Source organism: Myxococcales bacterium (assembly GCA_016712525.1).
GTDB lineage: Bacteria > Myxococcota_A > Polyangia > Polyangiales > Polyangiaceae > JAAFHV01.
Genome location: JADJQX010000001.1, coordinates 2,338,404 through 2,361,268, shown reverse-complemented (window position 1 = coordinate 2,361,268; position 22,865 = coordinate 2,338,404). Strand labels below are relative to the sequence as shown.

The 22,865-nt window shown below is 68.7% G+C and carries 19 protein-coding genes; 10 read left to right on the top strand and 9 right to left on the bottom strand.

Annotation, left to right across the window (positions count from 1 at the left end):
• Positions 1 to 47: 47 nt before the first annotated feature.
• From IPK71_10045 to IPK71_10035, 3 genes are all read right to left on the bottom strand, one after another.
• Positions 48 to 1,220 carry an acyl-CoA dehydrogenase family protein gene (locus IPK71_10045; protein ID MBK8214074.1) on the bottom strand — a complete coding sequence of 391 codons (1,173 nt, stop codon included), beginning with the start codon at positions 1,218 to 1,220 and terminating at the stop codon, positions 48 to 50.
• Positions 1,221 to 1,369: 149 nt separating this feature from the next.
• Positions 1,370 to 2,128: a response regulator gene (locus IPK71_10040; protein ID MBK8214073.1), complete on the bottom strand. Its 759-nt coding sequence runs from the start codon at positions 2,126 to 2,128 to the stop codon at positions 1,370 to 1,372.
• A 117-nt stretch (positions 2,129 to 2,245) separates the two neighbouring features.
• The gene (locus IPK71_10035; GenBank protein MBK8214072.1) at positions 2,246 to 2,668 is read right to left on the bottom strand and encodes an SCP2 sterol-binding domain-containing protein; all 423 of its coding nucleotides are present in this window, start codon (positions 2,666 to 2,668) and stop codon (positions 2,246 to 2,248) included.
• Between the two features lie 141 nt (positions 2,669 to 2,809).
• Here IPK71_10035 and IPK71_10030 point away from each other — a divergent pair, with 141 nt between their 5' ends.
• Together IPK71_10030 and IPK71_10025 are read left to right on the top strand one after the other, a co-directional pair.
• The gene (locus IPK71_10030) at positions 2,810 to 4,129 is read left to right on the top strand and encodes a GAF domain-containing protein (protein MBK8214071.1); all 1,320 of its coding nucleotides are present in this window, start codon (positions 2,810 to 2,812) and stop codon (positions 4,127 to 4,129) included.
• A 98-nt stretch (positions 4,130 to 4,227) separates the two neighbouring features.
• The gene (locus IPK71_10025; protein ID MBK8214070.1) at positions 4,228 to 4,857 is read left to right on the top strand and encodes a hypothetical protein; all 630 of its coding nucleotides are present in this window, start codon (positions 4,228 to 4,230) and stop codon (positions 4,855 to 4,857) included.
• Here IPK71_10025 and IPK71_10020 read toward each other — a convergent pair whose 3' ends face one another.
• From IPK71_10020 to IPK71_09995, 6 genes are all read right to left on the bottom strand, one after another.
• Positions 4,858 to 7,227, bottom strand: a complete 2,370-nt coding sequence (locus IPK71_10020) for a TonB-dependent receptor plug domain-containing protein (GenBank protein ID MBK8214069.1) — start codon at positions 7,225 to 7,227, stop codon at positions 4,858 to 4,860.
• 78 nt (positions 7,228 to 7,305) lie between these two features.
• Complete coding sequence (locus tag IPK71_10015) at positions 7,306 to 8,475, bottom strand: M20 family metallopeptidase (GenBank protein MBK8214068.1); 1,170 nt, start codon at positions 8,473 to 8,475, stop codon at positions 7,306 to 7,308.
• 111 nt (positions 8,476 to 8,586) lie between these two features.
• Complete coding sequence (locus IPK71_10010) at positions 8,587 to 8,769, bottom strand: hypothetical protein (protein ID MBK8214067.1); 183 nt, start codon at positions 8,767 to 8,769, stop codon at positions 8,587 to 8,589.
• Between the two features lies 1 nt (position 8,770).
• On the bottom strand, positions 8,771 to 9,556 hold the full coding sequence (locus IPK71_10005) for a WecB/TagA/CpsF family glycosyltransferase (GenBank protein ID MBK8214066.1): 786 nt from the start codon (positions 9,554 to 9,556) through the stop codon (positions 8,771 to 8,773).
• A 7-nt stretch (positions 9,557 to 9,563) separates the two neighbouring features.
• Positions 9,564 to 10,028 (bottom strand): hypothetical protein, encoded by a 465-nt coding sequence (locus IPK71_10000; GenBank protein ID MBK8214065.1) that lies wholly within the window; start codon positions 10,026 to 10,028, stop codon positions 9,564 to 9,566.
• A gap of 69 nt (positions 10,029 to 10,097) precedes the next feature.
• The gene (locus tag IPK71_09995) at positions 10,098 to 10,871 is read right to left on the bottom strand and encodes a YbhB/YbcL family Raf kinase inhibitor-like protein (GenBank protein ID MBK8214064.1); all 774 of its coding nucleotides are present in this window, start codon (positions 10,869 to 10,871) and stop codon (positions 10,098 to 10,100) included.
• Positions 10,872 to 10,980: 109 nt separating this feature from the next.
• Here IPK71_09995 and IPK71_09990 point away from each other — a divergent pair, with 109 nt between their 5' ends.
• The 8 genes from IPK71_09990 to IPK71_09955 all read left to right on the top strand — a co-directional run bounded on the left by IPK71_09990 (position 10,981) and on the right by IPK71_09955 (position 22,810).
• The gene (locus tag IPK71_09990; GenBank protein MBK8214063.1) at positions 10,981 to 12,210 is read left to right on the top strand and encodes a hypothetical protein; all 1,230 of its coding nucleotides are present in this window, start codon (positions 10,981 to 10,983) and stop codon (positions 12,208 to 12,210) included.
• A gap of 4 nt (positions 12,211 to 12,214) precedes the next feature.
• Positions 12,215 to 13,822 carry an O-antigen ligase family protein gene (locus tag IPK71_09985; protein MBK8214062.1) on the top strand — a complete coding sequence of 536 codons (1,608 nt, stop codon included), beginning with the start codon at positions 12,215 to 12,217 and terminating at the stop codon, positions 13,820 to 13,822.
• A 199-nt stretch (positions 13,823 to 14,021) separates the two neighbouring features.
• Complete coding sequence (locus tag IPK71_09980) at positions 14,022 to 15,800, top strand: serine/threonine protein kinase (GenBank protein ID MBK8214061.1); 1,779 nt, start codon at positions 14,022 to 14,024, stop codon at positions 15,798 to 15,800.
• Between the two features lie 173 nt (positions 15,801 to 15,973).
• Positions 15,974 to 17,470, top strand: a complete 1,497-nt coding sequence (locus IPK71_09975; protein ID MBK8214060.1) for a hypothetical protein — start codon at positions 15,974 to 15,976, stop codon at positions 17,468 to 17,470.
• Between the two features lie 106 nt (positions 17,471 to 17,576).
• Positions 17,577 to 18,863 (top strand): hypothetical protein, encoded by a 1,287-nt coding sequence (locus IPK71_09970; protein ID MBK8214059.1) that lies wholly within the window; start codon positions 17,577 to 17,579, stop codon positions 18,861 to 18,863.
• A gap of 7 nt (positions 18,864 to 18,870) precedes the next feature.
• The gene (locus IPK71_09965) at positions 18,871 to 20,487 is read left to right on the top strand and encodes an oligosaccharide flippase family protein (protein MBK8214058.1); all 1,617 of its coding nucleotides are present in this window, start codon (positions 18,871 to 18,873) and stop codon (positions 20,485 to 20,487) included.
• 79 nt (positions 20,488 to 20,566) lie between these two features.
• Positions 20,567 to 21,445, top strand: coding sequence for a serine/threonine protein kinase (locus tag IPK71_09960; protein ID MBK8214057.1), 879 nt, complete (start codon positions 20,567 to 20,569; stop codon positions 21,443 to 21,445).
• A gap of 108 nt (positions 21,446 to 21,553) precedes the next feature.
• The gene (locus IPK71_09955) at positions 21,554 to 22,810 is read left to right on the top strand and encodes a glycosyltransferase (GenBank protein MBK8214056.1); all 1,257 of its coding nucleotides are present in this window, start codon (positions 21,554 to 21,556) and stop codon (positions 22,808 to 22,810) included.
• The last annotated feature ends 55 nt before the right edge of the window (positions 22,811 to 22,865 follow it).

Here is a 22,865-nt window from a genome sequence, read left to right as displayed (position 1 = left end):
GCGGGCGAAGGGGTGCTCGTGAAAGGGAGCGCGTCGACGCGCGGGGCTCAGAGCCCCATGAGCTTCGCGAGGTAGTAACGCATGGTCTCGGTGGTGCCGCCACCGATGCGGAGGAGGCGCTGATCGCGGAACGCGCGCGCGATCTTGTACTCTTCCATGTACCCGGCGCCGCCGTGGAACTGCATGCACTGGTCGATGATCTCGCTCGAGATTTCGCCCACGAAGACCTTCGCCATGCTGATGAGCTTCACGGTCTCCATACTCACCTGGCCGCCGGTCACGTGTTTGTCGTGGTTGTACGACTCGGCCGCCTTGTACGAGAGCGCGCGGCCGGCCTCGAGCTTCGTGTAGAGGTCGACGAACTTGTGCTGCCAGTACTCGCGCTTGATGATCGGCTTGCCGAACGCCTTGCGATCGCGGCCGTAGGCCACGGCGTCGTCGAGGGCGATCTGCATGCCGCCGCAGCAGCTCGTCGCCGCGATGAGGCGCTCGGTCTGGAAGTTTTGCATGAGGTACATGAACCCCATGTTCTCTTCGCCGAGCAGGTAGCGCTTCGGGATGCGCATCTCGTCGAACGCGAGCTCGGCGGTGTCGCTCGCGTGGTTTCCGACCTTCTTCAGCTTCTTCGACACGATGAAGCCCTTCGTGCTCGTGGGCACGAGGAAGAAGCTGCAGCCGTGCGCGCCCTGCTCCGGTGAGGTCTTCGCGAGGAGCGTCACGAAGTCGGCGCGGGTGCCGTTCGTGATGTAGGTCTTCGCGCCGTTGATGACGTAGTCGTCGCCGTCTTTGCGGGCCCACGTCTGGATGCCGGCCACGTCGCTGCCGGCGTTGGGCTCGGTCACGCCGAGCGCCGCGATCTTTTCGCCGCGCAGCGCCGGCTTCAAGAACTCTTCGATCTGCTCTTTCGTGCCGAGATCGCCGATGACGGGCGTGGCCATGTCGCCCTGGACGAGGAGGCCCATCGACACGCCGGCCGAGTTGCAGTGCGGCAGCTCTTCGCCCTTGGCGATGCTGAACCAGTAATCACCGCCGAGGCCGCCCTGCTCCTCTTTGTAGTGCGCCGAGAAGAGCCCGAGCTCACCGGCGCGCTTGAAGACCTCGTTCGGGAAGCACTCGCTCTTTTCCCACTCGTCGACGAAGGGGGCGAGCTCCTTCTGGGCGAACGTGCGGACGGTCTTGCGGAACTGGTCGTGCTCTTCGCGGAACGGGGAGAGGGACATGGCTCAAAGACTCCTTCGGGTGGGCGCGAGGGTCGCACCCCGGACATCTTTCGTACACGAAACTTTTCCCTACGCAAGACCCTGGCCCCACGAAAAAGCCCCGCGGGCCGAAGCGCGCGGGGCTCTCGTGGCTCGTTCGTGGGGACGAGCTACTTCTTCTTCTTGGCGGGCGCGGCCTTCTTCGGCGCAGCCTTCTTCGGCGCGGCTTTCTTCGGCGCGGCTTTCTTCGGCGCGGCTTTCTTCGGCGCGGCTTTCTTCGGCGCGGCCTTCTTCGGCCCGGCCTTCTTCGGCGCGGCCTTCTTCGGCGCGGCCTTCTTCGGCGCGGCCTTCTTCGGCGCGGCCTTCTTCGGCGCGGCCTTCTTCGGCGCGGCCTTCTTCGGCGCGGCCTTCTTCGGCGCGGCCTTCTTCGGCGCGGCCTTGGGCTTGGCTGGTGCGGCCTTCTTCCTCGGAGCCGGAGCCTCTTCGTCCTCGGTCGGTGCGGGCTTGGCGCCCCCCGAGGTGCCGTTCAGCGACGGACGGGAAATCCCCTCGCGCTGCGACGCGCGCGCCGAGAGCGTCTCGCGGACCTTCTCGTCGAGCTCCTCGAACTCGAACGGCTTGTCGACGTACGCGTCGGCTCCGTAGAGCGGGCTCGTGAGCTGGTTCAGGTTCTCGCCGATGCCGGTCAGCATGACGACCCCGGTGTGCGCGAGCGCGATGTCCTCGCGGATCTTTCGGCACACCTCCCAGCCGCTCATGCCCGGCATCATGACGTCGAGCACGACGAGGTCGGGCAGGTGCTCGCGGGCGAGCTTCCAGGCCTCTTCGCCGTCGCGGGCTTGGATCACCTCGAGCTTCGGTTCGCGCATGGTCGTGAGGTGGCGCGCGACCAGCTCGAGCATGGACGGCTCGTCGTCCGCGATGAGCACGAGAGGATTCGACGTTGGCATGGTGCGTATCTTCGGTTTTCTTTCGCTCGAAGGTCAAGGTCGGTCGCACGCGAGCGCGCCGTTTGGCATCCCGCGCGCGACCGGACGCTCGGCGCTTTACTCGTCGCGGAACTTGGTGGGTACGCGCGAGGTCGACTCGACGAGCTGACGCGACGAGTTCACGTAGCGCACGATCGTGGGCATGTGGCCCTTCGTGAGCTTGACCTTGTTCTGCATCATCGCCTTGATGGGATCGATCTCGCGCTTGATGATCGTCTTCCACATGGCGTAGGGCGCCACGATCACGAACGCGGCGGCCTGGGCCTCTTCCGCGGTCATGAGCTTCACCTCGCGGCACTCGCCGCCGTGCACGTCGAGCCAGAGCGCCGTGTCGTGGTCGATATGCAGGGCCGGATCGGCCTTCACCACGAACGCCACGACGCCGTGCGTCCAGTCTTTGCCGTGAACCTTGTACTCGGGGTTCGCGTTGATGGCGTCTTTGTAGGCCTGGGCCCACTCGTTCGAGGGAAAGTCGTACATGTGCCGCGGTATACCGGGGAAAATCGCCTGCTGGAAGCGGCTTTCCTCCCCGCGCAAGGCCTTCGCGAAGCCCCTTTCCTCGCGGCGCGACCACGGCTAGGAGTTTACGCCGCTCGCCCTCGGGGCGAAGATTGACGCACCATGGCAAAAACCGAAAAGGTCCACGCCCGCGGAGACGCGAGGCTCGACGGCGTGCTCGATTTCGTCGCGTTCGCCGCGCGCCCCATGCCCCTCGGCACGCTGCTCGACGAGGGCCCCCAGCGCATCGCGAAGATCTTCGGGGCCGACGTGTGCTCGCTCTACGTGCTCGAGGGCGAGGGGGCCGAGCTCGTCATGCGCGGAAACGTGGGCTTCGAGCGCGCCATCGGGCAGGTGCGGCTCTCCGTCGGCGAGGGCATCACCGGGCGCGCCGTCGAGTACATGCGGCCCATCTCGGCCGACGTGGCGCACACGCATGCATCCTACAAGCATGTCGACGGGCTCGGCGAAGAGCGCTTCCCGGTGTTCGTCGCGGTGCCCGTGCGAGGCCGGCGGGGGCCGCTCGGCGCGCTCGTGCTCCAGCGACGATCGGGCGCGTTCACCGAGCACGACATCGCCGAGCTGTCGCTCATGGGGGGCCTCCTCGCGGCGGGGATCTCGCAGGCCGAGCTCCTCGATGTGCGCCGTGAGCGCCACGATCGCAAGGCGGGCGGAGGCACGCGCAAGGTCACCTTGGCCGGGCTCCCGTTCGTCCGTGGCAAGGCGCTCGGTGCGGTCGCGGCCCTCCGTCGCCCCGCGGCGCGGCCCTCGGAGCGCGCCCTCGACAAGAGCGAGTCGAAGCTCGAGCAGCGGCGCCTGCGCGCCTCGTTCGACGTGGCCGAGAAGGCCATCACGGCCCTCGCCGACAAAGCGAGGGTCACGGGGCTCGGCGACGGCGCGCGCTTCCTCTCCACCTACCTCGACATCCTCGGAGACATGCGGTTCCGCGAGCGCTCGCTCGAGCTCGTGGCCGAGGACGGCGGCATTCCCCAGGCCCTCGCGCGTGTCGCCCGCGAGGTGACGCGCACGGCCGCGAGCTTCACGCGGGACGCCTTCCTCGAGGAGCGCGCCAAGGACGTCGAGGACCTGTGCGACGCGGTCACCATGCTCGCCGTGTCGGACAAACGCGCCGAGCTGCCGTCGAAGGCGATCCTCGTCGGCGACGCGCTCACCGTGTTCGACCTGCTCGTCTCGGCGCGCACGCAGCCCGCGGGCGTGGCCCTCTCGGAGCGCGCGTTCGGCCCACGCACGAAGGCGCTCCTCACGCTGCTCGACGTGCCCGCGGTGGTCGGCGTGAAGGGGCTCTTCCGCTGGGCGTCCGACGGCGACATCGCCATGATCGACGCCGATCACGGCCTCTTCGTCATCAACCCCACGAAGAGCGAGATCGCCGGCGTCCGAGAGCACCGGAGAGAGCACGACCGCAAAGACCACGGCGCCTGACGAGTCGCGCGAAACCCTGGATTTTTCCGCCTCCGCGGTACCTTCTCGCTCGACCCAAGCCCGGGCGCTATCGTCGTGTTCCCCCCTGGATGCAGCTCGTGAGCGAAAAAGCCTCGCCAGAACCTCCCCCGCGTGATCTCCCCGACCTCGCCGACGTCATCGAGGACGACAGACCTTCGATCACCGAGGTGAACGGCACGGTCGCGCGGTTCGACATGGCCTACGCGCCCGACAAGCCCGTCCGGCGTGCCTTCATCGCGCCGTTCAAGGCGCGCGCGCCCTCGCTCGCCTACCTCGCGTTCGCGCTCGTCGTCGCGGCCATCGTGGTCGCGGCCTACAACGGGAGCTCCAACAGCCGCCTCTGGGTGTGGATCGTCGAGGGCGACCGCAACCGCCCGCTCGGCGCGCAGCCGCTCTCGATGCTCATCCTCGTCTCTGCGCTCGGCACCGTGGCGCGCTCGTGGATGCGCGGCGTCGTGGTCACGAACGAGGGCATCGAGACCCGCGAGGTGCTCATGTTCGGCTTGCCACGCCTCAAGCGCTGGGCCTGGCCTCAGATCGATCGCCTGGTGCTCGACGACCGCGGGGTCTTGCTCGAGCTGTGGGACGGTCAGTACGAGCGCCTCCCCGACGTCGCCGACCAGCGAGGCCTGGCGGATCTGCTCGAAGCGCTCGCCGCAGGCCGCGAGAAGCAGGTCACGCGCCTCCGCCCCCTCGGCGACAAGTAGTCAGAAGCCCCCCTCGACGCCCAAGCTCGGGATCGTGATCGGGCCCACCTCTTGGGGCTTGCAGCGCGAGCCGGGGAGCGACGTCGTGAGATCGGGGCTGTCACCGAACGACGCACACTCGAGCGAGAAGGCCTCCTTTCGGAGCGTCGCGTTCAGCCACTCGGCCACGAAGGCCACGTAGCCGGTTTGGCCGAACGTCCACCGTTTCTCGACGCGAAAGTCGAAGCGGTGGAAATCGGGGTACCGGTAGCCGTTGTAGGGAGGTATCGGAACCCCGCGTATCTCCTCGGAATATGGGCGCCCCGTGTAGAAGTAGAACCGCGCGCCCACGCGCCAGCCCGCGCCGAGCAGGTACGACGCCGCGAGGTTCATGACGTGCGTGCGATCGAACTCGCCGGCGATGCGCAAGGTCGAACCGAGCTGCCCGAGCGAGCTCACGCCTCCGCGCTGACGGAAGCCGAGCGGCCGCGTGAGGCGCGTCGAGCGCGCGAGCGTGTACGAGAAGAACCCCGTGAAACGCTCACCGAAGGCCCGCCGCAGGGAGAGCTCGAGGCCGTACGTCTGCCCGCTCACGCGCCTCACGCAGCGAGGGTCGTCCACGTCGAAATCGGTCCCGCACGTCGACACGGCGTCGGTGAGGCCGAACGAATTCGCGACGAACACCGTCGGGGCCAAGGAGAGCTTCCACGGGAGCGCGACCTCGACGCCCTGGCTCGCGTGCACGGCCGACTGGAGCCCCTCCGAGAGGCGCCCGACCTGGAGGCCGGGGATGGGCACGACGAACGAGGGCGTCTGGTGTTGGAGGCCGAGCGTCGAGACGTGGGTGACGCTCGGGGAGACCTTGGTGCGCACGGCGAGGCGAGGGTCGACGGCGGGGATCACCGTGGTGCGCGCCGCCTGGGGACCGAGGACGACCACGTCGTCGGAGATCGCCGAGCCGAAGAGATCGAACCTGGCGCCGGGCACGACCTCGACCCGCGGGTGGACGCGCCACACGACGTCGGCGCGCGCTCCGAGGGCAAAATCGCTCCGCGGCGGGTAGATCGTCTGCACCGAGTCGCTCGTGCCACGCGAGCCGGTCGTCTCGTCGAGCAGATCGTAACGATCGAACGTGCCGTCGGCGCCGGCGCGGAAGAGTACGTCGTCCGAGAGCTTCTTCTCGAGCTCGAAGCGCGTCGCGAGCATACGATCGCGGGACACGACCTCGTCGCCGAGGCTCGACTCGTCGACGCCCAGCGTGACGGCGAGGCGCATACGACCACCCGAGATTTTGCGGTCGTAGCGGGTGTCGAGCCTGTGGAACTGCGTCGCGAAGACGGTCTTCACGCGGCCCGTGTCCTCGTTCACCTCGCCCAAGAAGTCGTGGCTCCCGAACGCGAAGATGGACACACGATCAAGCGGCGTGAGGTCGTACGCGACGCGGCCTTGATAGTCCCAGTAGTCGAGGCGGACCTCGGGCACGATCGCCGAGAAGAGCAGCGCCGTGTAGCTCACGCGCCCGGCGCCGAGGAACGTGCCCTTCCCGCCCGCGAAGGGCGCCTCGGCCAAGAGCCCCGTGTCGAAGAGCCGGATGTTGCCTTCACCGTGGAACCGCTTCGCCGGCTCGCGGACCTCGCCGCTCACGAACCCGCCCGCGAAGCGCCCGAACCGCGCAGGGGGCGCCCCCGCGTAGAAATCGACGTGCTCGACGAGGCCCGGGTGGATCACGGCGGGGCCGAGCGCGAGGTGGTAGAGCAGCGGCACGCGCACGCCGTCGAGGAAGTAGCCCGTGTTCCCGGGAGGAGCCCCGCGCACGAAGAAGAACGGGAGCCCGCTCGCCATGGGCACCACCCCCGGGAGCATCTCGATCGCGCGGAACGCGTCGCCGAAGGCCCCGGGGAGCTCGCGGATCTCGGCCTGCCCGAGCGTGGTCTTGCCGGCTTCACGCTTCACGCCGCGGACCTCGACCTCTTCGATCGGGGTCGGCTTCGCGGCCCTCGGCGCGCTCGTGGGTGGCGCCGGGCCGGCGGGTGACGCGCTCGGCTCGTGCGCCTCGACGAAGGCGACCTTCATGCGGATCTTGGCGACGACCGGCGCGCCCCCGCGCTTCGCAGGCTCGAAGACGAAGTCGCGCGAGGCGCTCGTGGCCGCGCTCGCGAACGGCTCGTCACCGGCCACGGAATGTGCATCCTGCACGCGTCCGTCTTTGTCGACGACGAGCTCGAGCACGATCTCCACGTCACCGTGCGCGCCCTCGGGGTAAGGCACCTCCCCCCCACGTACGAGCCGCGGCGGAGCGACGTTCGCCGTGCCCGGAGAGGCCGCGGGCTCGTCGGCGCGGGCCGCGGAGCCCGAATCGAGCAGCGCACAGGCCGCGATCGCCCATGCCACACCCACCTTCCCCCACAGAGACCTCACACGACGCGAGGCCGGTGTCGGGAGCCCGCCGCGGGTGGCCCCCATCTCTCGTTAGCCCGCGAGCTCGGCCCGCACGGCGGCGCGCAGCTCACCGTCGACGAGGAGCTCGACGGCCGTCTTGGCCATCGCCTTGGCGGCGTCGAGGGCGGTCGTAAGCCCGCGCTCGCTGCCGGCGCACTCGGCGAACCTGTGCTCGTGGCAGAGGCTCTCGCCCTCGTCGCAGATCGCGAGCCACGGGTGGATCGAGGGCACGGCGTGCGACACGTCGCCCATGTCGGTGCTCCCGGCCCCGACCGCGCTCGTCGTCTCGACGGCCCTACGGCCACGGGCCGCGAGGTGCGCGCCGAACGCCCGCGCGAGCACGAGGTTGTTGCGCATGTCGCGGTAGCCCTTTCGAAGGGCCACCTCCACCTGGACGTCGCTCGCGATCGCGGCGCCCCGCGCGCACCGTTCGACGATCCCGCGGACGCGTTCGAGCTCGGCGCCGTCGCGCGCGCGCACCGCGAACTCGCACGAGGCGAGCTCGGGGATGATGTTCACGGCTTGGCCCCCGTTCGTGACGAAGCCATGCACGCGTACCCCGTCGCGGAAGTGCACACGCTGCCCGTCGACGAGGCGGAACGTATCGAGGCACGCCGTGAGCGCGCTCTTGCCGTCGTGCGGGGCGATCGCCGCGTGGGCGGGCTTGCCGCGGAAGGTGAACGTGAGCCAGAGCGACGCGAGCGCGGGGTGCGCGAGCACGTCGCGGTCGAAGGGATGAAACATGATGGCCGCATCGAGGTCTTGGAAGCAGCCCGCCTCGAGCATTTTGATTTTTCCGCCGCCGCCTTCTTCGGCCGGTGTCCCGAACACGACCACCTCGCCGCCGGCGCGCTCGGCCACGCTCGCCGCAGCGAGGAACGCGCCGATCGCCCCGGTCGCGATGAGGTTGTGACCGCACGCGTGACCGATCTCGGGCAGCGCGTCGTACTCGGCGAGCACCCCGACCTTCGGCCCACCCGGTCGCCCGGCTCGGGCCGCGAAGGCCGTCGGCATGCCTGCGAGCCCGCGCGTGACGTCGAACCCGCGCGACGCGAGCAGATCGGTCATCCACGCGGCGGCCTTCACCTCTTCGAAGCGCAGCTCGGGGTTCTGGTGGATGTCGGAGCAGAGCTTCCGGAGAGCGGGAGCCTCGCGATCGACGACGGCGTCGATCGCGGCCCCGAAATCGGGCGGTAGCATGGCTCGGAGCCTACCAAATGCGGTGCGCCGAGCCACGAGGGACGCGCCGAAAAAGCCCGGTGCTCGCGCTCGAGGGCGAAATCGAAGGGCTTAGGCGCGAGGCCGCTCGGCTCAGCGGCGGCGCTTCTCGAGCCCCGGGTACACGAAGAGCAGGCCCAGCATGTAGAGAAGGCACATCGCGATCGTCGCGCCGACGCTGCGCTGGATGGCCTGCTTCGTGGTGACGCCGTTCGACGCGAAGAGCGGGATCAGCAGGGTGACGACGAGCAGCGAAAAGAGGAGGAGCTTCTGCATGTCAGGGCACCTCTCCGAAGCCCCGCCCCGCCCTACGATCGCCGAGATACTGCCGGAGGACGATGCCGAGGTACTGCGGATCTCTCACGAAATACCGGTGCGCGAGCCTCCGTGGCTCTTGGCCGAGGCGGTAGGCCCACTCGAGCCCCGCGCGGCTCATCCAGGCCGGGGCGCGCTTCACGGTCCCCGCGATGAAGTCGAGCGTCGCCCCGATGCCGAGCAGCACCGCGGGCGCCACGGCCTCGGCGATTTCGTGGCAGAACAGCTCTTGTTTGGGCGCGCCGAAGGCGACGAGCACGATGTCGGGCTTGGCCGCGACGACCTTCTCGACGATGCCCGCCCGCGACTCTTTGGGCTTCGACAGATCGACCATGGGCGCGTCGACGCCGGCGATCACGAGCGACGGGTGCTTCTCGACGAGCTTCTTCGCCGCGAGCTCGGCCACGCCCGGGCCCGCGCCGAGCAGGTACACGCTCTTCTTCTTGGCCTCGCAGAGCGCCATGAGCGGGGGCACGAGGTCCGAGCCCGACACCTTCGCGGGCAGGCGCGTCGGCATGAGCTTCGAGGTGACCACGACGGGGAACCCGTCCGCCAGGCTGAGGCTCGCGGCCTCGTAAGCTGCGAGAAACGCTGGGTTTTCTTCGGCCAGCACCACGTGGTCGACGTTGGGCGTGACCACGAAGCCGCCCTTGCCACGATCCGAGAGCGTGAGCACGGCGTCGAGCGCGGCCTCGAACGAGAGCACGTCGATCGGCACTCTCCCGATGCGGATGCGGGTCGCGCTCATGCCGCGCTCATTTCTGTTCGAGGACGATCGAGCCCAGGAACTTCGCGCGCCCGGACTCGTCGATCGTGCGCGAGGCGGCGACGACCGTGGTCTCCCCGATGAACACCCCGAGCAAGGCGGCGTCGAGGCTCTGCACCATCGGCACCGTGGTCGCGTTCTCGGAGACGAGGTTCAGTACGACCAAGCAGCGCTTGCCCTTGACCGTGAGCGCCTTGATCTGTTGGAGCGTGCCGTCCATGTCGACGAGGCCGATGGCACGCGCGTCGAACACGGCCAGCTCCTGCCCGAGCTCTTTGCCGATGCGGGCGAGGCCTTGGGCGATCTCGAGCATGGCCTCGGGGTCGCGTTTGCTCGAGCCGACGAGGGCGAGCGACTGCCAGTCGGATTGGTGGCAGCGGAGCCAGAGTCGCTGCCAGACGGGGTTGCCGAGAGTCGCTGCTGCGGCCTGGCCAGTGGAGCCCGGGGTCGTCATGGGTTTCGCCACTCTACCGGAATTCGACATCCAAAGGACAACTTGCCGTTCGGCTCGGCACGAACCGCGTCACGGCTGCTTGTATTTCGAGGCGAGCGAGGCCTCGGCGCCGGCGTTCACCTTCTGCGCCTTGATCTTCGTCTCGAGCGACTCGGGGGTGTCGCCCATGGCCGCGCCGGAGAGCGTCGCGCCGGAGAGGGCGTACACGGTGAAGACATAGTCGTGGTCGCCGGGCCGCGGGGGGCACGGCCCGAGGTACCCGTACGACGAGGTCGAGAAGGTGACGAACCCATGTTTGGAGCCCGCGGGCGCCGGGGCGCCGGGCATGTAACCAAAGGGCACACCCGCCGGAATCGCGAGCGTAGTCGAGGGGATATCGTAGAGGGTCCAGTGTTGGTTCGGGACGGTGAGGTCCTTCATGACCACGGCGTAGCTCTGCGTTCCGGGCGGGCCGGCGGTCCACGAGAGGGCCGGCGAGGTGTTGGCGCCATTGCAGGTGTGGGCCGCGGGGAAACGGCCCCCGTTCGTCAGCGTGAGGCTCGTGAGCACCATCGGCGCGGGGGCCGCATCGGCTGCGTCGGCAGCGTCGGGGACCTCGGCGTCCGTCGGGGCGGCGTCGCTCGCGTCGGAGGCGGAGGCGTCGGGGCGGCTCGTGTCGGGAGCTCCCGTGTCGGCCACGCTCGTGTCGGGCTTCGACGCGTCGGTCGAGCTGGTCGCCCCATCGGGAGCCGCGGCGTCGGCGGGGGCCGGGTCGGGCGTGGACGAGCAGGCGGCCGCGAGCGCCGAGGCCAGGGCGAAGACCGCCGCCGAGCGACCGACGTTTCGAACGATACGATGGGCCATGGACGCGCTCCGAAGGGAAGAGAGAACGAGCGTGCGGACGCTCCCCGAGAATAGGACCCTCTTTTTGGCTCGATCGGCAAGGGGGAAACCCTGCTAACGTACGAGAGACGTGTTTCGCCCAGGCGCATTTCCCCTCCTCCTCGCCGCCGCGCTCGGATCGAGCGCCTGCGTGCTGAACATCGTCGACCCCGACGAGCCCGGCCCCGACGGCGACGTGACGGGCGCCCCCGCCGACTGCTCCGCGGGCCCCAAAGAAGGACCGAGCACGCTCACGGGACCCGCCGCGCCGCACCTCGTCGGCCGTTTTTCGCCGCGCGGGGAGTTCGTCTACTCCGGCTCGCGCATGACCGCGCGGTTCACGGGCAGCGGCGTGGCCGCGAACATCGCGCTCCCCGAAGGCGCCGACACGTTCAACCCCGCGCGAGAGCCCCGCGTGCTCACGGTCAAGGTCGACGGCGTCACCTCGGAGCTCGCGGCGCGCCCCGGGCGGTCGCGCTACGTGCTCGCCGAAGGCCTCGACCCGACGGCCGTCCACGAGGTCGAGGTCCGTCGCGAGTTCGAGGCCAACGGAGGGCTCGCGCGGTTCGAGGGCTTCGAGCTCGCGGCAGGCGGAAAATACGAGCCGGCGCGCGTTCGTCCGCGGCGCATCGAGGTCATCGGCGACTCGATCTCCTGCGGCTACGGCGTGCTCGGCAGTGACGGCTCCTGCCCGTTCACGTTCGCGACCCAGCGCCACTCGCGCACGTACGCGGCGATCGCCGCAGAGACGCTCGACGCCGAGCTCTCGACGGTGTGTTGGTCGGGCAAGGGCCTCTCCCGCAACGACGACGGCGACGACGGCGGGCAGCCCTCCAAGAAGGTCGCGGGGACCATCGCCGATGCCATGCCCGAGATCTTCGCGACGACCATCCCGCGCGGCGTGCCCGGCGGCCCCGAGGTCGCCCTCCCCTATACGTTCCCCAAAGAGTCGGCGCCGCAGGTCGTGGTCGTGAACCTCGGCACGAACGACTACCTCTTCGGCGTCGACGACGCGACGTTCGTCACGAGGGGCCGGGAGCTCGTCCGCACCATCCGCGGCAAGTACCCAGATTCACACATCTTTTTCGCCCTCTCGACGATGATCAGCAACACGAACGGGCCCGACATTCGTACCCGCGCCGACGCCTCGCTTCGATCGATCGTCGAGGGCTCGGGCGACTCGCGTGTGTACTACATGCAGTTCTCGGAGCAGCGCAGCGCCCGAGACGGCCTCGGCTGCGACGGCCACCCGAGCCCCACGACGCAGGAGCTCACGGGCCGCCAGCTCGTCCGGGCCATCCAATCGAAGACGTGCTGGTGAGCTCGTGAGCAACTACCGCCCCGGCCCGCAGCGCCCCAAGTCGTCTTCCCAGCTCCAGTTCGAGGCGATGCAGCGGCGCATCGGCCAACGGTTCGGCGAGTTCGGCGATCGCGAGGCCGCCGCCGAGGACGTCGACCCGTTCGACGACAACCACCTGAAGCCCACGCTGCGCATCATCGCCGGGCTCTTCGTGGTCTCGGCCGCGGTCACCTACACGATCGGGACGCAGTCGCGCATCCTCAACATCGTCGCCGCGCTCGTCGTGGGAGGCCTGCTCTCGCACGCGCTCACGCGCTACCCGGTGCACATAAGCGCCCGTCATTTCTTGGCGGCCGCGCTCTTCCTCGAGGCCGCGACCGACATCCCCACCTTCTGGAAGCCACCGCTCGCGTTCGCCGACGTGGCCTTCTACGCCTCCCTGAAGGACTTCGCCGGCGTGCCGGGCATGTCGCTCCCGTTCTTCTTCTTCGGGGCGCTCTACCTGCTCTACCGAGCGAGGCGAGAGACACGCCGGAACGAGGACATCGTGCCTCCGCCGAAGCAGGCCATGAACCTGCTGACGGCCTTCCTCGTGGCGGTGGTCGCGCTCGAAGCCTTCGGCCTCGCGCGGGGCGGAAATCTCCAGCCGTCCTTCTTCCAGATCCTCCACCTCCTGACGCTGCCCATCGTGGCCATGGCCTTCCTCTACGCCTTCCGCGGCACCGAGGATCTGCCGGCCATCGGCACCATCATCGTGGCCGTCGCCGTGGCGAGGAGCGCGCTCTGCTTCGGGACGTATTTCCTGCTCGCCTGGAAATTCCGCACGGAAGAGGGGTTCTTCGTCACCACCCACGCCGACACGGTCCTCTTCTCGACCGCGATCTTCTGCCTCATTGCGTACGCGATCGAGGATCGGCAGCGGCGGGTCGTCACCCGGTGCCTCGCGCTCGCTGCGGCGGTGTTCGTGGGCGTGGCGCTCAACAACCGGCGACTCGCGTTCGTCTCGCTCGGGGCCGCGCCGGCCATGATGTACCTGTCGCTCAAGCCGAGCGCGACGAAGGCCAAGGTCACGCGCGCCGCGTTCGTCGTAGCGGGCCTCGTGCTCGCCTACACCATCGTGGGGAGCCAAGCCGAGGGCGACTCTCCGCTGTGGAAGCCCGCGAAGCTCGCCATGAGCGTCCTCGATCAGAAGGACAACTCGAGCGAGTCACGCGACATCGAGAACTACAACCTCATCTACACGATGAGCCAGAGCCCCATCGTGGGCACCGGCTTCGGCTGGGAGTACAAAGAGAAGCTCCTCGTCTACGACATCTCGAAGCTCTTCGCGCTCTACCGCTACATCGCCCACAACGGCGTGCTCTGGATCTGGTCGGTCGGCGGGGTCGTCGGGTTCACCGCGTTGTGGGTCATCTACCCCGCCACGATGACCCTGGGCATCCGCGCGTACCGCACCGCGGAGCAACCCGTGGAGCGCGCCGCGGCCCTCGCTTCGATCGGCGTGGTAGTCGCCACCCTCGCCCAAATCTGGGGTGACCAGGGCTGGAACAGCTACCTCACGCTCATTCTCTTCTCGCTCGCCTTCGCCACGGCGGCGCGCCTCGAGGCCAAGGGCCAGGACGCTCCGGCCTGAAACGCGACCCGAGCGAAGCGATTTAAGCCAAACGCTCACCTTCGCCAGCCACGAGCTTGGAGGTCGGGCGAGGTTGGGGTAGGCTGACGCGCGTCCGAGAGAGCTCGGGCGCAGGCGTTGCAGAATTGTCACTGTGAAGGCCCGCGAGAATGCGGCGCGTCAAGGCGCTCCGTGGTACCCTCGCAGTCTCCCTCAAGTCATGGGCTTCGAAGAGCGGCGGATAGGAACGGTCATCGGCAAATGGCGAGTCGACTCCCTCTTGGGAGCGGGCTCGATGGCCGCCGTGTATGCCGTGACCCACCGAAACGGGTCCCGTGCCGCGCTCAAGATCCTCCACGGCCAGCTCGCGAACGACGACGCCGTGGTCGAGCGCTTCCTCTCCGAGGGGTACCTCGCCAACGTCGTGAAGCACCCCGGCATCGTCCGCGTCTTCGACGACGGCATGACGGACGAGGGCTGCCCGTTCCTCGCCATGGAGATGCTCGAGGGCGAGACCCTCGAAGACTACCGCGAGGCCGCGGGCCCGAAGCTCAGCCTCGAGACCACGATCAGCATCATCGACGCCATCATGGACGTGCTGGCCGCCGTGCACGCCGGAAACGTGATCCATCGCGATCTCAAGCCGTCGAACGTTTTTCTCACCGCCGACCGGCAAATCAAGCTGCTCGACTTCGGCGTCGCCAAGCTCTCCGACAAGAAGTCTGTGAGCAAGCTGTCGCTCGTGGGCATGGTGCTCGGCACGCCCGCCTACATGGCTCCCGAGCAGGCCCTCGGCGCGCGCGAGGCGGTCGATTCGCGGTCCGACATCTTCGCCGTCGGCGCGATCATGTTCACGATGCTCACGGGCGAGCACGTGCACCCGGTCGAGGGCACGCAGCAGAAGCTCCTCGCGGCGGCCACGGCCAAAGCGCGCTCGCTCGGGAGCGTCATGCCCGAGCTCCCCCCCGGAATCGTCGCCGTCGTCGATCAGGCCCTCCAGTTCAAAAAAGACGATCGCTGGCAGACCATCACGCAGATGCGAAACGCCTTGAAAGAGGCGTCCTCGCTCGCGCGAAACGCGAGCATGCGCCCGCCGCCGCCGTCGACCACGCGCCTCAGCTCCACCGAGCGCAACACCGACGGGACGCTCGTCAACGTCGAGGCGCCGACGATGGACAGCGCCCCGTCCGAGCCCGCGATGCGCGCCGTTCCTCCTCCGGTCCCCGAGCCGGGCATCCCGGTGAAGACGTTGCTCGGCATCTCCGCGTACGAGGCCAAACCAGCGCCGCCGGGCCCGCCCGACATCGTCCCCGGCCGTCGGACCGACCTGGAGACGACCCAAATCGGCGTGCACAACCCGTACGGCCTCGTGGCCCCCACCGTAAGCACCTCCGAGGGGCAGGTGCCCATGGCCACCGCGAGCGGCCAGTACCTCGCCGTACCGCAAGTGAGCGACTCGGGCCGCGCGGGCTTTTTCTACGGGAAAGACAAGCCTCCCTCGAGCAGCAACATCGACATCACCGGCCTCGACAAGTCAGGCGAGTGGGGGAAATCGGGCAATGGCTCGTACCCCTCGGGCGCCGAGACGCCCATCGAGCCCGATGGGATTCCGCGGCGTCCTTTGTGGCCCGTCGCCCTCGGTCTCGCCGCGCTCGTCGCGCTCGTCGCCGGTGCCGGCGTGTACATGAAGGCGAGCCGCGCCGCGGGAGACGGCTCACATCCCTCGGCGACGGTGCCGTCCGCGTCGGCCAGCGTGCCTCCGATGCCGCTCGGCGTCTCGGCCACGGCGCTGCCGAAGGCCCCGTCCGCGCTGCCATCGGCCATCGCTCCCATCGCGCCCGCTGCCACGACGGCCGCCGCCCCCAAGGCCACGTGGGCACCTCCCCAAGGCGCCGCGCCCGCGCCGGCACCGAGCAAGTCTGCGCCAGCTCCACTGAAGCCCGCCGACCTGCCGAAGCCCGTGGGTCCCACCCCACCCGACATCGAAATCATCGAATAGGCTCGCGCGGTTATCGCTGCGTGGATCGAACCGCGAGCGCGCGCGACCGCGGCCTCCCGGTGGCGGGGTGAGGGGCCCGAGGACGTGACGCCAGCTGGCGGAGCGCGACCCGCGAGGAAGTTCCAGGCGCGTCATCGCGTGTGGTACCGTGATCGCGGAGGTCTCTCCGAGCGATGGCGAAAGACGGAACCCTATTCCAGACCGCGGACAAGCTGAACATCCCTGGGCGCGGCGGCGGCGGAGGTCGTCGTGGCGGCGGGCGGCAGGACGACGAAGAGCAGACGAGCCTCATGGATCGCGCACGCGACGCGGCAAAGGCTGCGGGGCGGCGCAAAGCGCTCACGGCCTTCGTGTCCACGATCTGTCTCGCGATGACGGTCGTCGCGGCCATTTTCGCCCCGAAATCGTACGAGGTCGAAGGCAAGGTGCTCGTCACGCGCGCCACGCTGATCGGCGCTGCTGCCGCGTACGTGAGCCCCGAAGAGCAAAAGGCCACCGCGAAGCAGTTCGAGGAGCAGGTCAAGTCGCGCGACAACATCCTCGCGCTCATCAAGCAGGCGCAGCTCGTCGAGCGGTGGGACTCGATGCGCCAGCCGCACCGCCGCATCATGGACCAGCTCGGCTCGAAGCTCGGCGGGACGCCCTTCACGGACGAGCAGAAGTTCGACGCGCTCATGAAGACGCTCGACGCGAAGCTCCGCGTCAACGTCGACGATGCCACCGTGAGCATCTTCGTCGAGTGGTCCGACCCGACGGCCGCGCGGGACATCGTCGCGAACGCGATCAAAAACTTCCAAGATGCGCGGTACGGCGTCGAGATCGGCGCCATCAACGAGCAGCTCAAGATCCTCGAGTCGAACGTCGCCCGCGCGCAGGGCGAGGTCGCCGCGGCGGCCACCGAGCTTGCGATTCGCCAGCGCGAGATCAACACGACGAAGGCGCCGGACGCCACCGTCCAGAAGTACATCTCGCGCGCCGCGGCCGCTCCTCCCCCTCCCGGCGCCGATCCCGCGCTCGTGAAGAAGCTCGAGCAGATTCGCGGTGAAAAGCAGGCGCTCGAGGACCAACGCGCCCAACGTGTCGGCCAGCTCAAGAACCAGCTCCAAGAGCTCCAGCAGCAGTACGCCGACGGTCACCCTTCCGTGAAGGCGATGAAGGACAGCATCCGCGCGGCCGAGGCGGACCCGCCCGCGCTCAGCGCGTTGAAGACCCAAGAAGCCGACGTGCTCGCCCAAATCGAGGCGCAGAAGAACGCGGCCCCGAAGGAAGCTCCGAAGCCCACCGGCGGCCAAGTCGCGATCCCGGTCGTGGCCGCGGTCGACGCGGGTATCCCGGCACGGCCCAAGTCGATCAGCGACGTGCAGGCCGAGTTCGACACGGCCCGCAACAAGTACGATCAGCTCACCACCAAGCTCGAGGCCGCGCGCATCCAGGCCCAGAGCGAAGAAGCCGGGTTCAAGCGCCGCTACTCGGTCACGCGCCCGGCCGAGCTCCCCCCGGGGCCGAAGCGCCCATCGGGCCTCATCGCCGCCCTCCTCGGGCTCGCGCTCACCGTCCTCGCGGCGCTCGCCACCGCGGCGATCGCCGATCGGTTCTCGGGCATCTTCTTCGAGCCCCGCCACGTCCGCGATCGCCTCGGGATCCCGGTGTTCGGCACGATGAAGTGGTAACGGCGCACGCGCTGGAAACCGGTCGACACACGGCGTGCGACTCGTGATATCGCTGAAAAGACGTGGCCCCTCGCGCCTCTCGGCCCGGGGCCACTGAGCTCGCCCGATGCTTCCCCTCGCGTTCCTCCCTCCGATGGACACCCTCAGCACCGTGGCCGCGCAGGTCCGCGTGGAGGAACGCGGGAGGTTCACGAACGAGACCACGAGCCTCGCCGTCAAGCCGGTCACGAAGCCCGTGCTCGAGAGCGAGCTCGCCCCGCAGCTCCGCTACGACCTCATCTGGCGGCACGGGTTCTCGCACTTCGTGGCGATCTACTCGCCGCGTTTCATCGTCCCCGACACGACCGACATCGGCTCGCTCCGCTTCTCGACCCCCACGGCCGACGAAGTGAACAACGCGTTCCTCAACAACACGAACCCTCCCCAGCAGTTCGGCGCGTTCCACAACATCGGCCTCGGGCTCGAGCACGACGAGAAGCGCACCCACTGGGGCCTCTACCAGTTCGGGGGCTACGGCCCCATCTCGAACACGGCCCTCCTCGTCCAAAAACCCTGGAATGGCGAGGGGTTACCCGCGCCGCCGTACCCCATCATCCCCACGCTCGGCGCGGCGAGCTTCAACCTGCTCTTCTTGCAGACGCAGGCCTTCGTGAACATCCGCCTCACCCCGCGGGTCACGCTCACGCCGCTCGCGACGATGGGCGCCTTCGGTGGCGCGGACGACGTCTCCCGCGGCAAGATCCCGCTCACGTACGGCCCCGGTGGTCGCCTCACGCTCGACGTGAAGACCTCCGCCGTCGACACGGTGAAGACGTCGATAGGTGGAGGATACACGTTTCCGGCGCTCTTCGACGGCGGCCGAGAGGGTTCGCCCACCGTCCGAGTCGAGGCCGAGGAGCGGTTCGTCCACAAGTGGTCCGAGAAGGCCACGAGCGAGATCGCCGCAGGCGCGGAGACGGCACAGAACCCGACGTTCGGCGCGCGCCTCTACCCTCGCGGAGAGGTGAGCACCACGTACGGCGTCGAGCACCGCACGTCCGAGACGCGGTTCGCTGTCGTCGGGCGGCTCGGCCCGTGGATCAACCTCCTCTCCGGCGACGTAGAGCAGAAGACCGAGGGCATCCTCGCGGTGAACCACCGCATCGACAAGACCACGCTGCGCGCCCAAGCGACCGTGGGCGGCATCGTCGGCAACACCGACGTGATCTCCACCTACTTGCTCGCCACCGGGCAAACGGGCGTGGCGTACCAGCTCACCCGTCACGTCTCCGCCGACATCGGCGTGCGCCTCACGAGCCAATCGTTCTCGAACGCGCAGCGCCGCTTCGACACCCAGCAAATCATGCTCTTCGGCGGGATCACCGTCGCGAGCGATCCGCCCCTTCGCCTCTGAGGTTTCGATGAGCGAGGACACGCCCGAGGCCTCCACCGGGGCCGCGGCGAGCGCACCGACGGAGGCCGAGCCCGAAGGCACCGCGGGCGCCGAGCACCACGATCACGAAGAGCACGCCGCCCGAAAAGACGTGGCGACGGCCATGCGAAACGCCGTGAAGCTCGGCCTGTCGCTCATGGCGACGTGGGCCGTGGCGCTCGGTGTTCGCTTCATTCTGCCCAGGTTTTTGGGGCCAGAGCGCTTCGGTCAGTACACCTGGGCCGAGAGCACGGCCGCGCTCGCCTTCATCTTCGCGGGCCTCGGGCTCAACACGTACATCCAACGCGAAGTGTCGGTGAAGCCGTCGCACGCGTCCGACTTCTTCGGAGGGGTGCTCGTCGCGCGGCTCACCGTGATGGCGCTGCTCTTCTTGAGCCTCTATGGCTACGCGCTCGGGGTCGAGCGCGACCCGGAGGTCCACCTCGCCGTCGTCGTGTTCGGGCTCACGCAAGCCCTCATGGTGACGAACGAGTCGCTCGCGGCGCTGCTCCAGGCGAGCACCAAGGTGGGCAAGCTCGCCGTCGCCAACGTCGCCGCGAAGCTCGTGTGGGGCGTGGGCGTGGTCGCGGTCGTGCAGGTCACGCACAGGTACCCGCTCCTGGCGCTGCCGATGTTCCTCTCGGAGCTCCTCAAGGCCATGGTGCTCTGGCCCTCGGTGCGCAAAGAGGTCGGCCTCGAGCTCCGCGTCGACGCGAAGGTCACGAAGGCCGTGCTCATCACGTGCATCCCGTTCTTCGTGAACACCATCTCGTACACGATGGGGAACAAGCTCGACGTGGCGCTCCTGAAGTCGCTCGCGACCGACGCGACCAAAGGCGTCGAAGAGGCCGCGCAAGCCGCCAAGGTGGAGGTGGGCCTCTACGGCGCCGCGCAGAACCTCGCCTCGCTCGCCATGCTCCTCGCCCCGCTCGAGAGCTGGGTCATCACACCTCTCCTCACACGCGCCCTCAAACGCAGCGAAGACGAGTTCTTCGCGATCCTGCGGCGCGCGGTCGAGGGCATCCTCGTGGTCGCGATCCCCGCCACGATGATGATCAGCCTGGGCGCGCCGTTCTGGGTGCGCCTCACGACCGGCTCGAAATACCTCGACGCGGCCGCCGCGCTCCAGCAGCTCGCCCCCTCCTTCGTTTTCACGTACGCGGCGGTGCTCTTCGCCACGGCGCTCATCATCATGAAGCGCTCGTGGAGCGTGACGCTCATCTCGCTCTCGCGGCTCATGCTGCAGCCGATCCTGATGTGGCTCGTGGTGCCGTGGGCTCACAAAAAGCTCGGCGTCGGCGGGGCCGGGATCGGCGACGCCTTCTGCTTCACGTTCCTCGAGCTCTACGTGTCGATCGTCTTCTTGGCGACGCTCGGGCGACGCGCGATCGACAAACGCCTCGTGTTCGCCCTCGTCGCTTCGCTCGCGGCCTACGGCGCCGCCTACGGCACGCACAAGGCGCTCACGCCGCACCTCAAGGACGCGACCCTCGTGGTCGACGGCCTCGTGTACGTGATCGTGCTCTTCGCGACGCGCGGCGTCCGTGTCGCCGACGTGAAAGCCGTGATCGGCATGATTCGGAACCGGCGCAATCTCGCTGGCTGACCCCGATCGTCGGCTGGTGACGGAGCGACGGCGCTTTTTTCAGGTAAAAACACGCGCTTCGCGATAAGCTCGGCTCGTCGTGCAGATCGTCCCCGGAGCTCGCCTCGGCTCGTACGTCTTCGAACGCCCCCTCGGCGTCGGGGCATTCGGCGTCGTGTGGCTCGCGGGCCGTGAAGGCGCCCTCGACCAGAAGGTCGCCATCAAGGTGCTCCACCCTCAGGCCGCGGTCTCCCACGAGAGCGTCGAGCGTTTCCGCCGCGAGGCACGCGCGCTGAAGCAGCTCTCGAGCCCGCACATCGCGCGCATGTACGAGTTCGTGGTGGGGCCGCCCTTCGGGTTCGCGCTCGTCATGGAGTACATCCAGGGGGAGCTCCTCTCGAACGTGTTCAAGCGCACGAAGCTCGGCGTCGAGGACACGATCTACCTCGGGCAGAACATGCTCCGCGGCGTCGCCGAGATGCACACGCACGGCATCATCCACCGCGATCTCAAGCCCGCGAACGTCATGCTGCGCCCGATCCAGAACGGCTGGCGCGCCGTGATCCTCGACTTCAACCTGAGCCGCTTCAAGGACGGCAAAGACGAGACCGGCAAGCCCCAAGGCGCGCTCACCACCATGGGCTCGGCGATCGGCACGATCCCGTTCATGGCCCCCGAGCAGATCGTCGATGCCCGGCGCGCCAACGAGGCCGCCGACGTGTACGCCGTGGCCGCGATCCTCTTCAACGCGGTGGCCGGTCACCCCGCGTTCGACATGTCGTCGTTCCGGCAGAAGCTCACGGACGAAGCCGCCCCCGTGCCCACGGGCCGCACCGACGCGACCGCCATGGCCTTCGCGGCGGTCATCGCCAAGGGCCTCATGCGAAAGCCTCAAGACCGCTACGGCACGGCCCAAGAGATGCTCGACGCCCTCGGCCAGATCCCGCGCACGCCGCCGACGAGCCAGCGCACCACGTGAGCGCGGCGGTCGTGCGGGGTGCCCACGGCCTTCCGACGTCATGACCGCTGATTTGGCCTCGCGAGCCAGGTAGGCTCCTCGATCTCACGCTCGAGGAGCCGGTTCGCCATGCACGTTCTCTACCTCACCACCGAGCTACCGTTCCCCGCCGTGAGCGGTGGGCGCGTACGCACCGCCGCCGACCTGACGCTGCTCGAGTCGCTCCCCGAGGTTCGTTCGGTCGATCTCCTCTGCCTCGAAGAAGAGCCCTCTCCGCCCGAGGCCTTGCGCGAGGTCGCGGAGAAGCTCCCCAAAGCTCGGCTCCTCGGCCCGATCTTCCACCCCATTCACCTGAAGAAGTTCCCCCACTACCTGCCGCTCGTCGCCGCGCTCAGGGTCGTGCCCGGGTACCCGTACCTCGCCGGCAAGTGGGCGAGCGTGGCCGTGGCGAAGGCGATCGTGAAGGCGTGCCGCGCCCGAAGACCCGACGTGGTCTACGTCGATCACCTGGGCATGATGGTCTACGAGCGGCTCCTCTCGCGGCTCGTCCCGGGCGTCCGGATCGTGCTCGGCCAGCACAACGTCGAGAGCGACTTTTTTGCCCAATTTGCCGAGAAAAAGCGGGGGATCGTGAGGCTCGTGGCCGAGCTCGAGACGGCACGCGCGCGCACCTTCGAACGGGATGCCATGCGGCGGGCCGACGCGGTCGTGGCGATCTCGTCGACCGACCGCGACGCCTTCGAGATGCTCGCCGGCATCCGAGCGCACGTCGTGCCTCAGGTCGTTCGCTTCGAGCGAACCGAGTGGGAGCCCAAAGCTTCTCCGCGGCTCGTCTACGTGGGCAACCTCTCGTGGCACCCGAACGTCGCGGGCCTCGATTGGTTCGTGAAAGAAGCGTGGCCCGAGGTGCGGCGGCTCGTCCCCGAGGTCGTCCTCGACGTCATCGGCTCCGGCCTGCCCCGCGACGCGAACGGCAAGGAGATCGTGCCGAAGAACTGGCTCGCGCCTGGCATCGTCGTGCACGGGTTCGCGAAGGAGCTCGCTCCGCACTACGCGAACGCGAGCGTGTTCTTGGCGCCGATCCTCGGGGGCTCGGGCGTGCGCATCAAGCTCCTCGAGGGCTTCCGCGCGGGCCTCCCGCTCGTCACCACCACCGCGGGCGCGCTGGGGCTCCCGGTCGAGTCGGGTCGCGAGCTGCTCGTGTCCGACGACCCCACGGAGCTCGCGCGGCACGTCGCTACGCTCCTCGGAGACGTCGCACTTCAACGCACACTGCGGCAGAACGCGTTCGACTTCCTCGAGCGCGAGCATGGCCTCGCGAAAGCGCAGGGCGTCCTCCGCGACGCGCTCGGGATCTCCCCGCGCGAGGCCACGCGCACGCCGTAGGCGCTCGGCGCGAAACGAGGCCCTTCGGCACATAGCGGGTTCACGCGCTCGCGAG

What these genes read in the sequence shown, in the direction of transcription:
- IPK71_10005 (MBK8214066.1), bottom strand. Translation starts at nt 9,556, where the DNA reads ATGAGCGCGACCCGCATCCGCATCGGGAGAGTGCCGATCGACGTGCTC.
- IPK71_10035 (MBK8214072.1), bottom strand. Translation starts at nt 2,668, where the DNA reads ATGTACGACTTTCCCTCGAACGAGTGGGCCCAGGCCTACAAAGACGCC.
- IPK71_09965 (MBK8214058.1), top strand. Translation starts at nt 18,871, where the DNA reads ATGAGCGAGGACACGCCCGAGGCCTCCACCGGGGCCGCGGCGAGCGCA.
- IPK71_09975 (MBK8214060.1), top strand. Translation starts at nt 15,974, where the DNA reads ATGGCGAAAGACGGAACCCTATTCCAGACCGCGGACAAGCTGAACATC.
- IPK71_10015 (MBK8214068.1), bottom strand. Translation starts at nt 8,475, where the DNA reads ATGCTACCGCCCGATTTCGGGGCCGCGATCGACGCCGTCGTCGATCGC.
- IPK71_10010 (MBK8214067.1), bottom strand. Translation starts at nt 8,769, where the DNA reads ATGCAGAAGCTCCTCCTCTTTTCGCTGCTCGTCGTCACCCTGCTGATC.
- IPK71_09980 (MBK8214061.1), top strand. Translation starts at nt 14,022, where the DNA reads ATGGGCTTCGAAGAGCGGCGGATAGGAACGGTCATCGGCAAATGGCGA.
- IPK71_10045 (MBK8214074.1), bottom strand. Translation starts at nt 1,220, where the DNA reads ATGTCCCTCTCCCCGTTCCGCGAAGAGCACGACCAGTTCCGCAAGACC.
- IPK71_09955 (MBK8214056.1), top strand. Translation starts at nt 21,554, where the DNA reads ATGCACGTTCTCTACCTCACCACCGAGCTACCGTTCCCCGCCGTGAGC.
- IPK71_10000 (MBK8214065.1), bottom strand. Translation starts at nt 10,028, where the DNA reads ATGACGACCCCGGGCTCCACTGGCCAGGCCGCAGCAGCGACTCTCGGC.
- IPK71_09995 (MBK8214064.1), bottom strand. Translation starts at nt 10,871, where the DNA reads ATGGCCCATCGTATCGTTCGAAACGTCGGTCGCTCGGCGGCGGTCTTC.
- IPK71_09970 (MBK8214059.1), top strand. Translation starts at nt 17,577, where the DNA reads ATGCTTCCCCTCGCGTTCCTCCCTCCGATGGACACCCTCAGCACCGTG.
- IPK71_10030 (MBK8214071.1), top strand. Translation starts at nt 2,810, where the DNA reads ATGGCAAAAACCGAAAAGGTCCACGCCCGCGGAGACGCGAGGCTCGAC.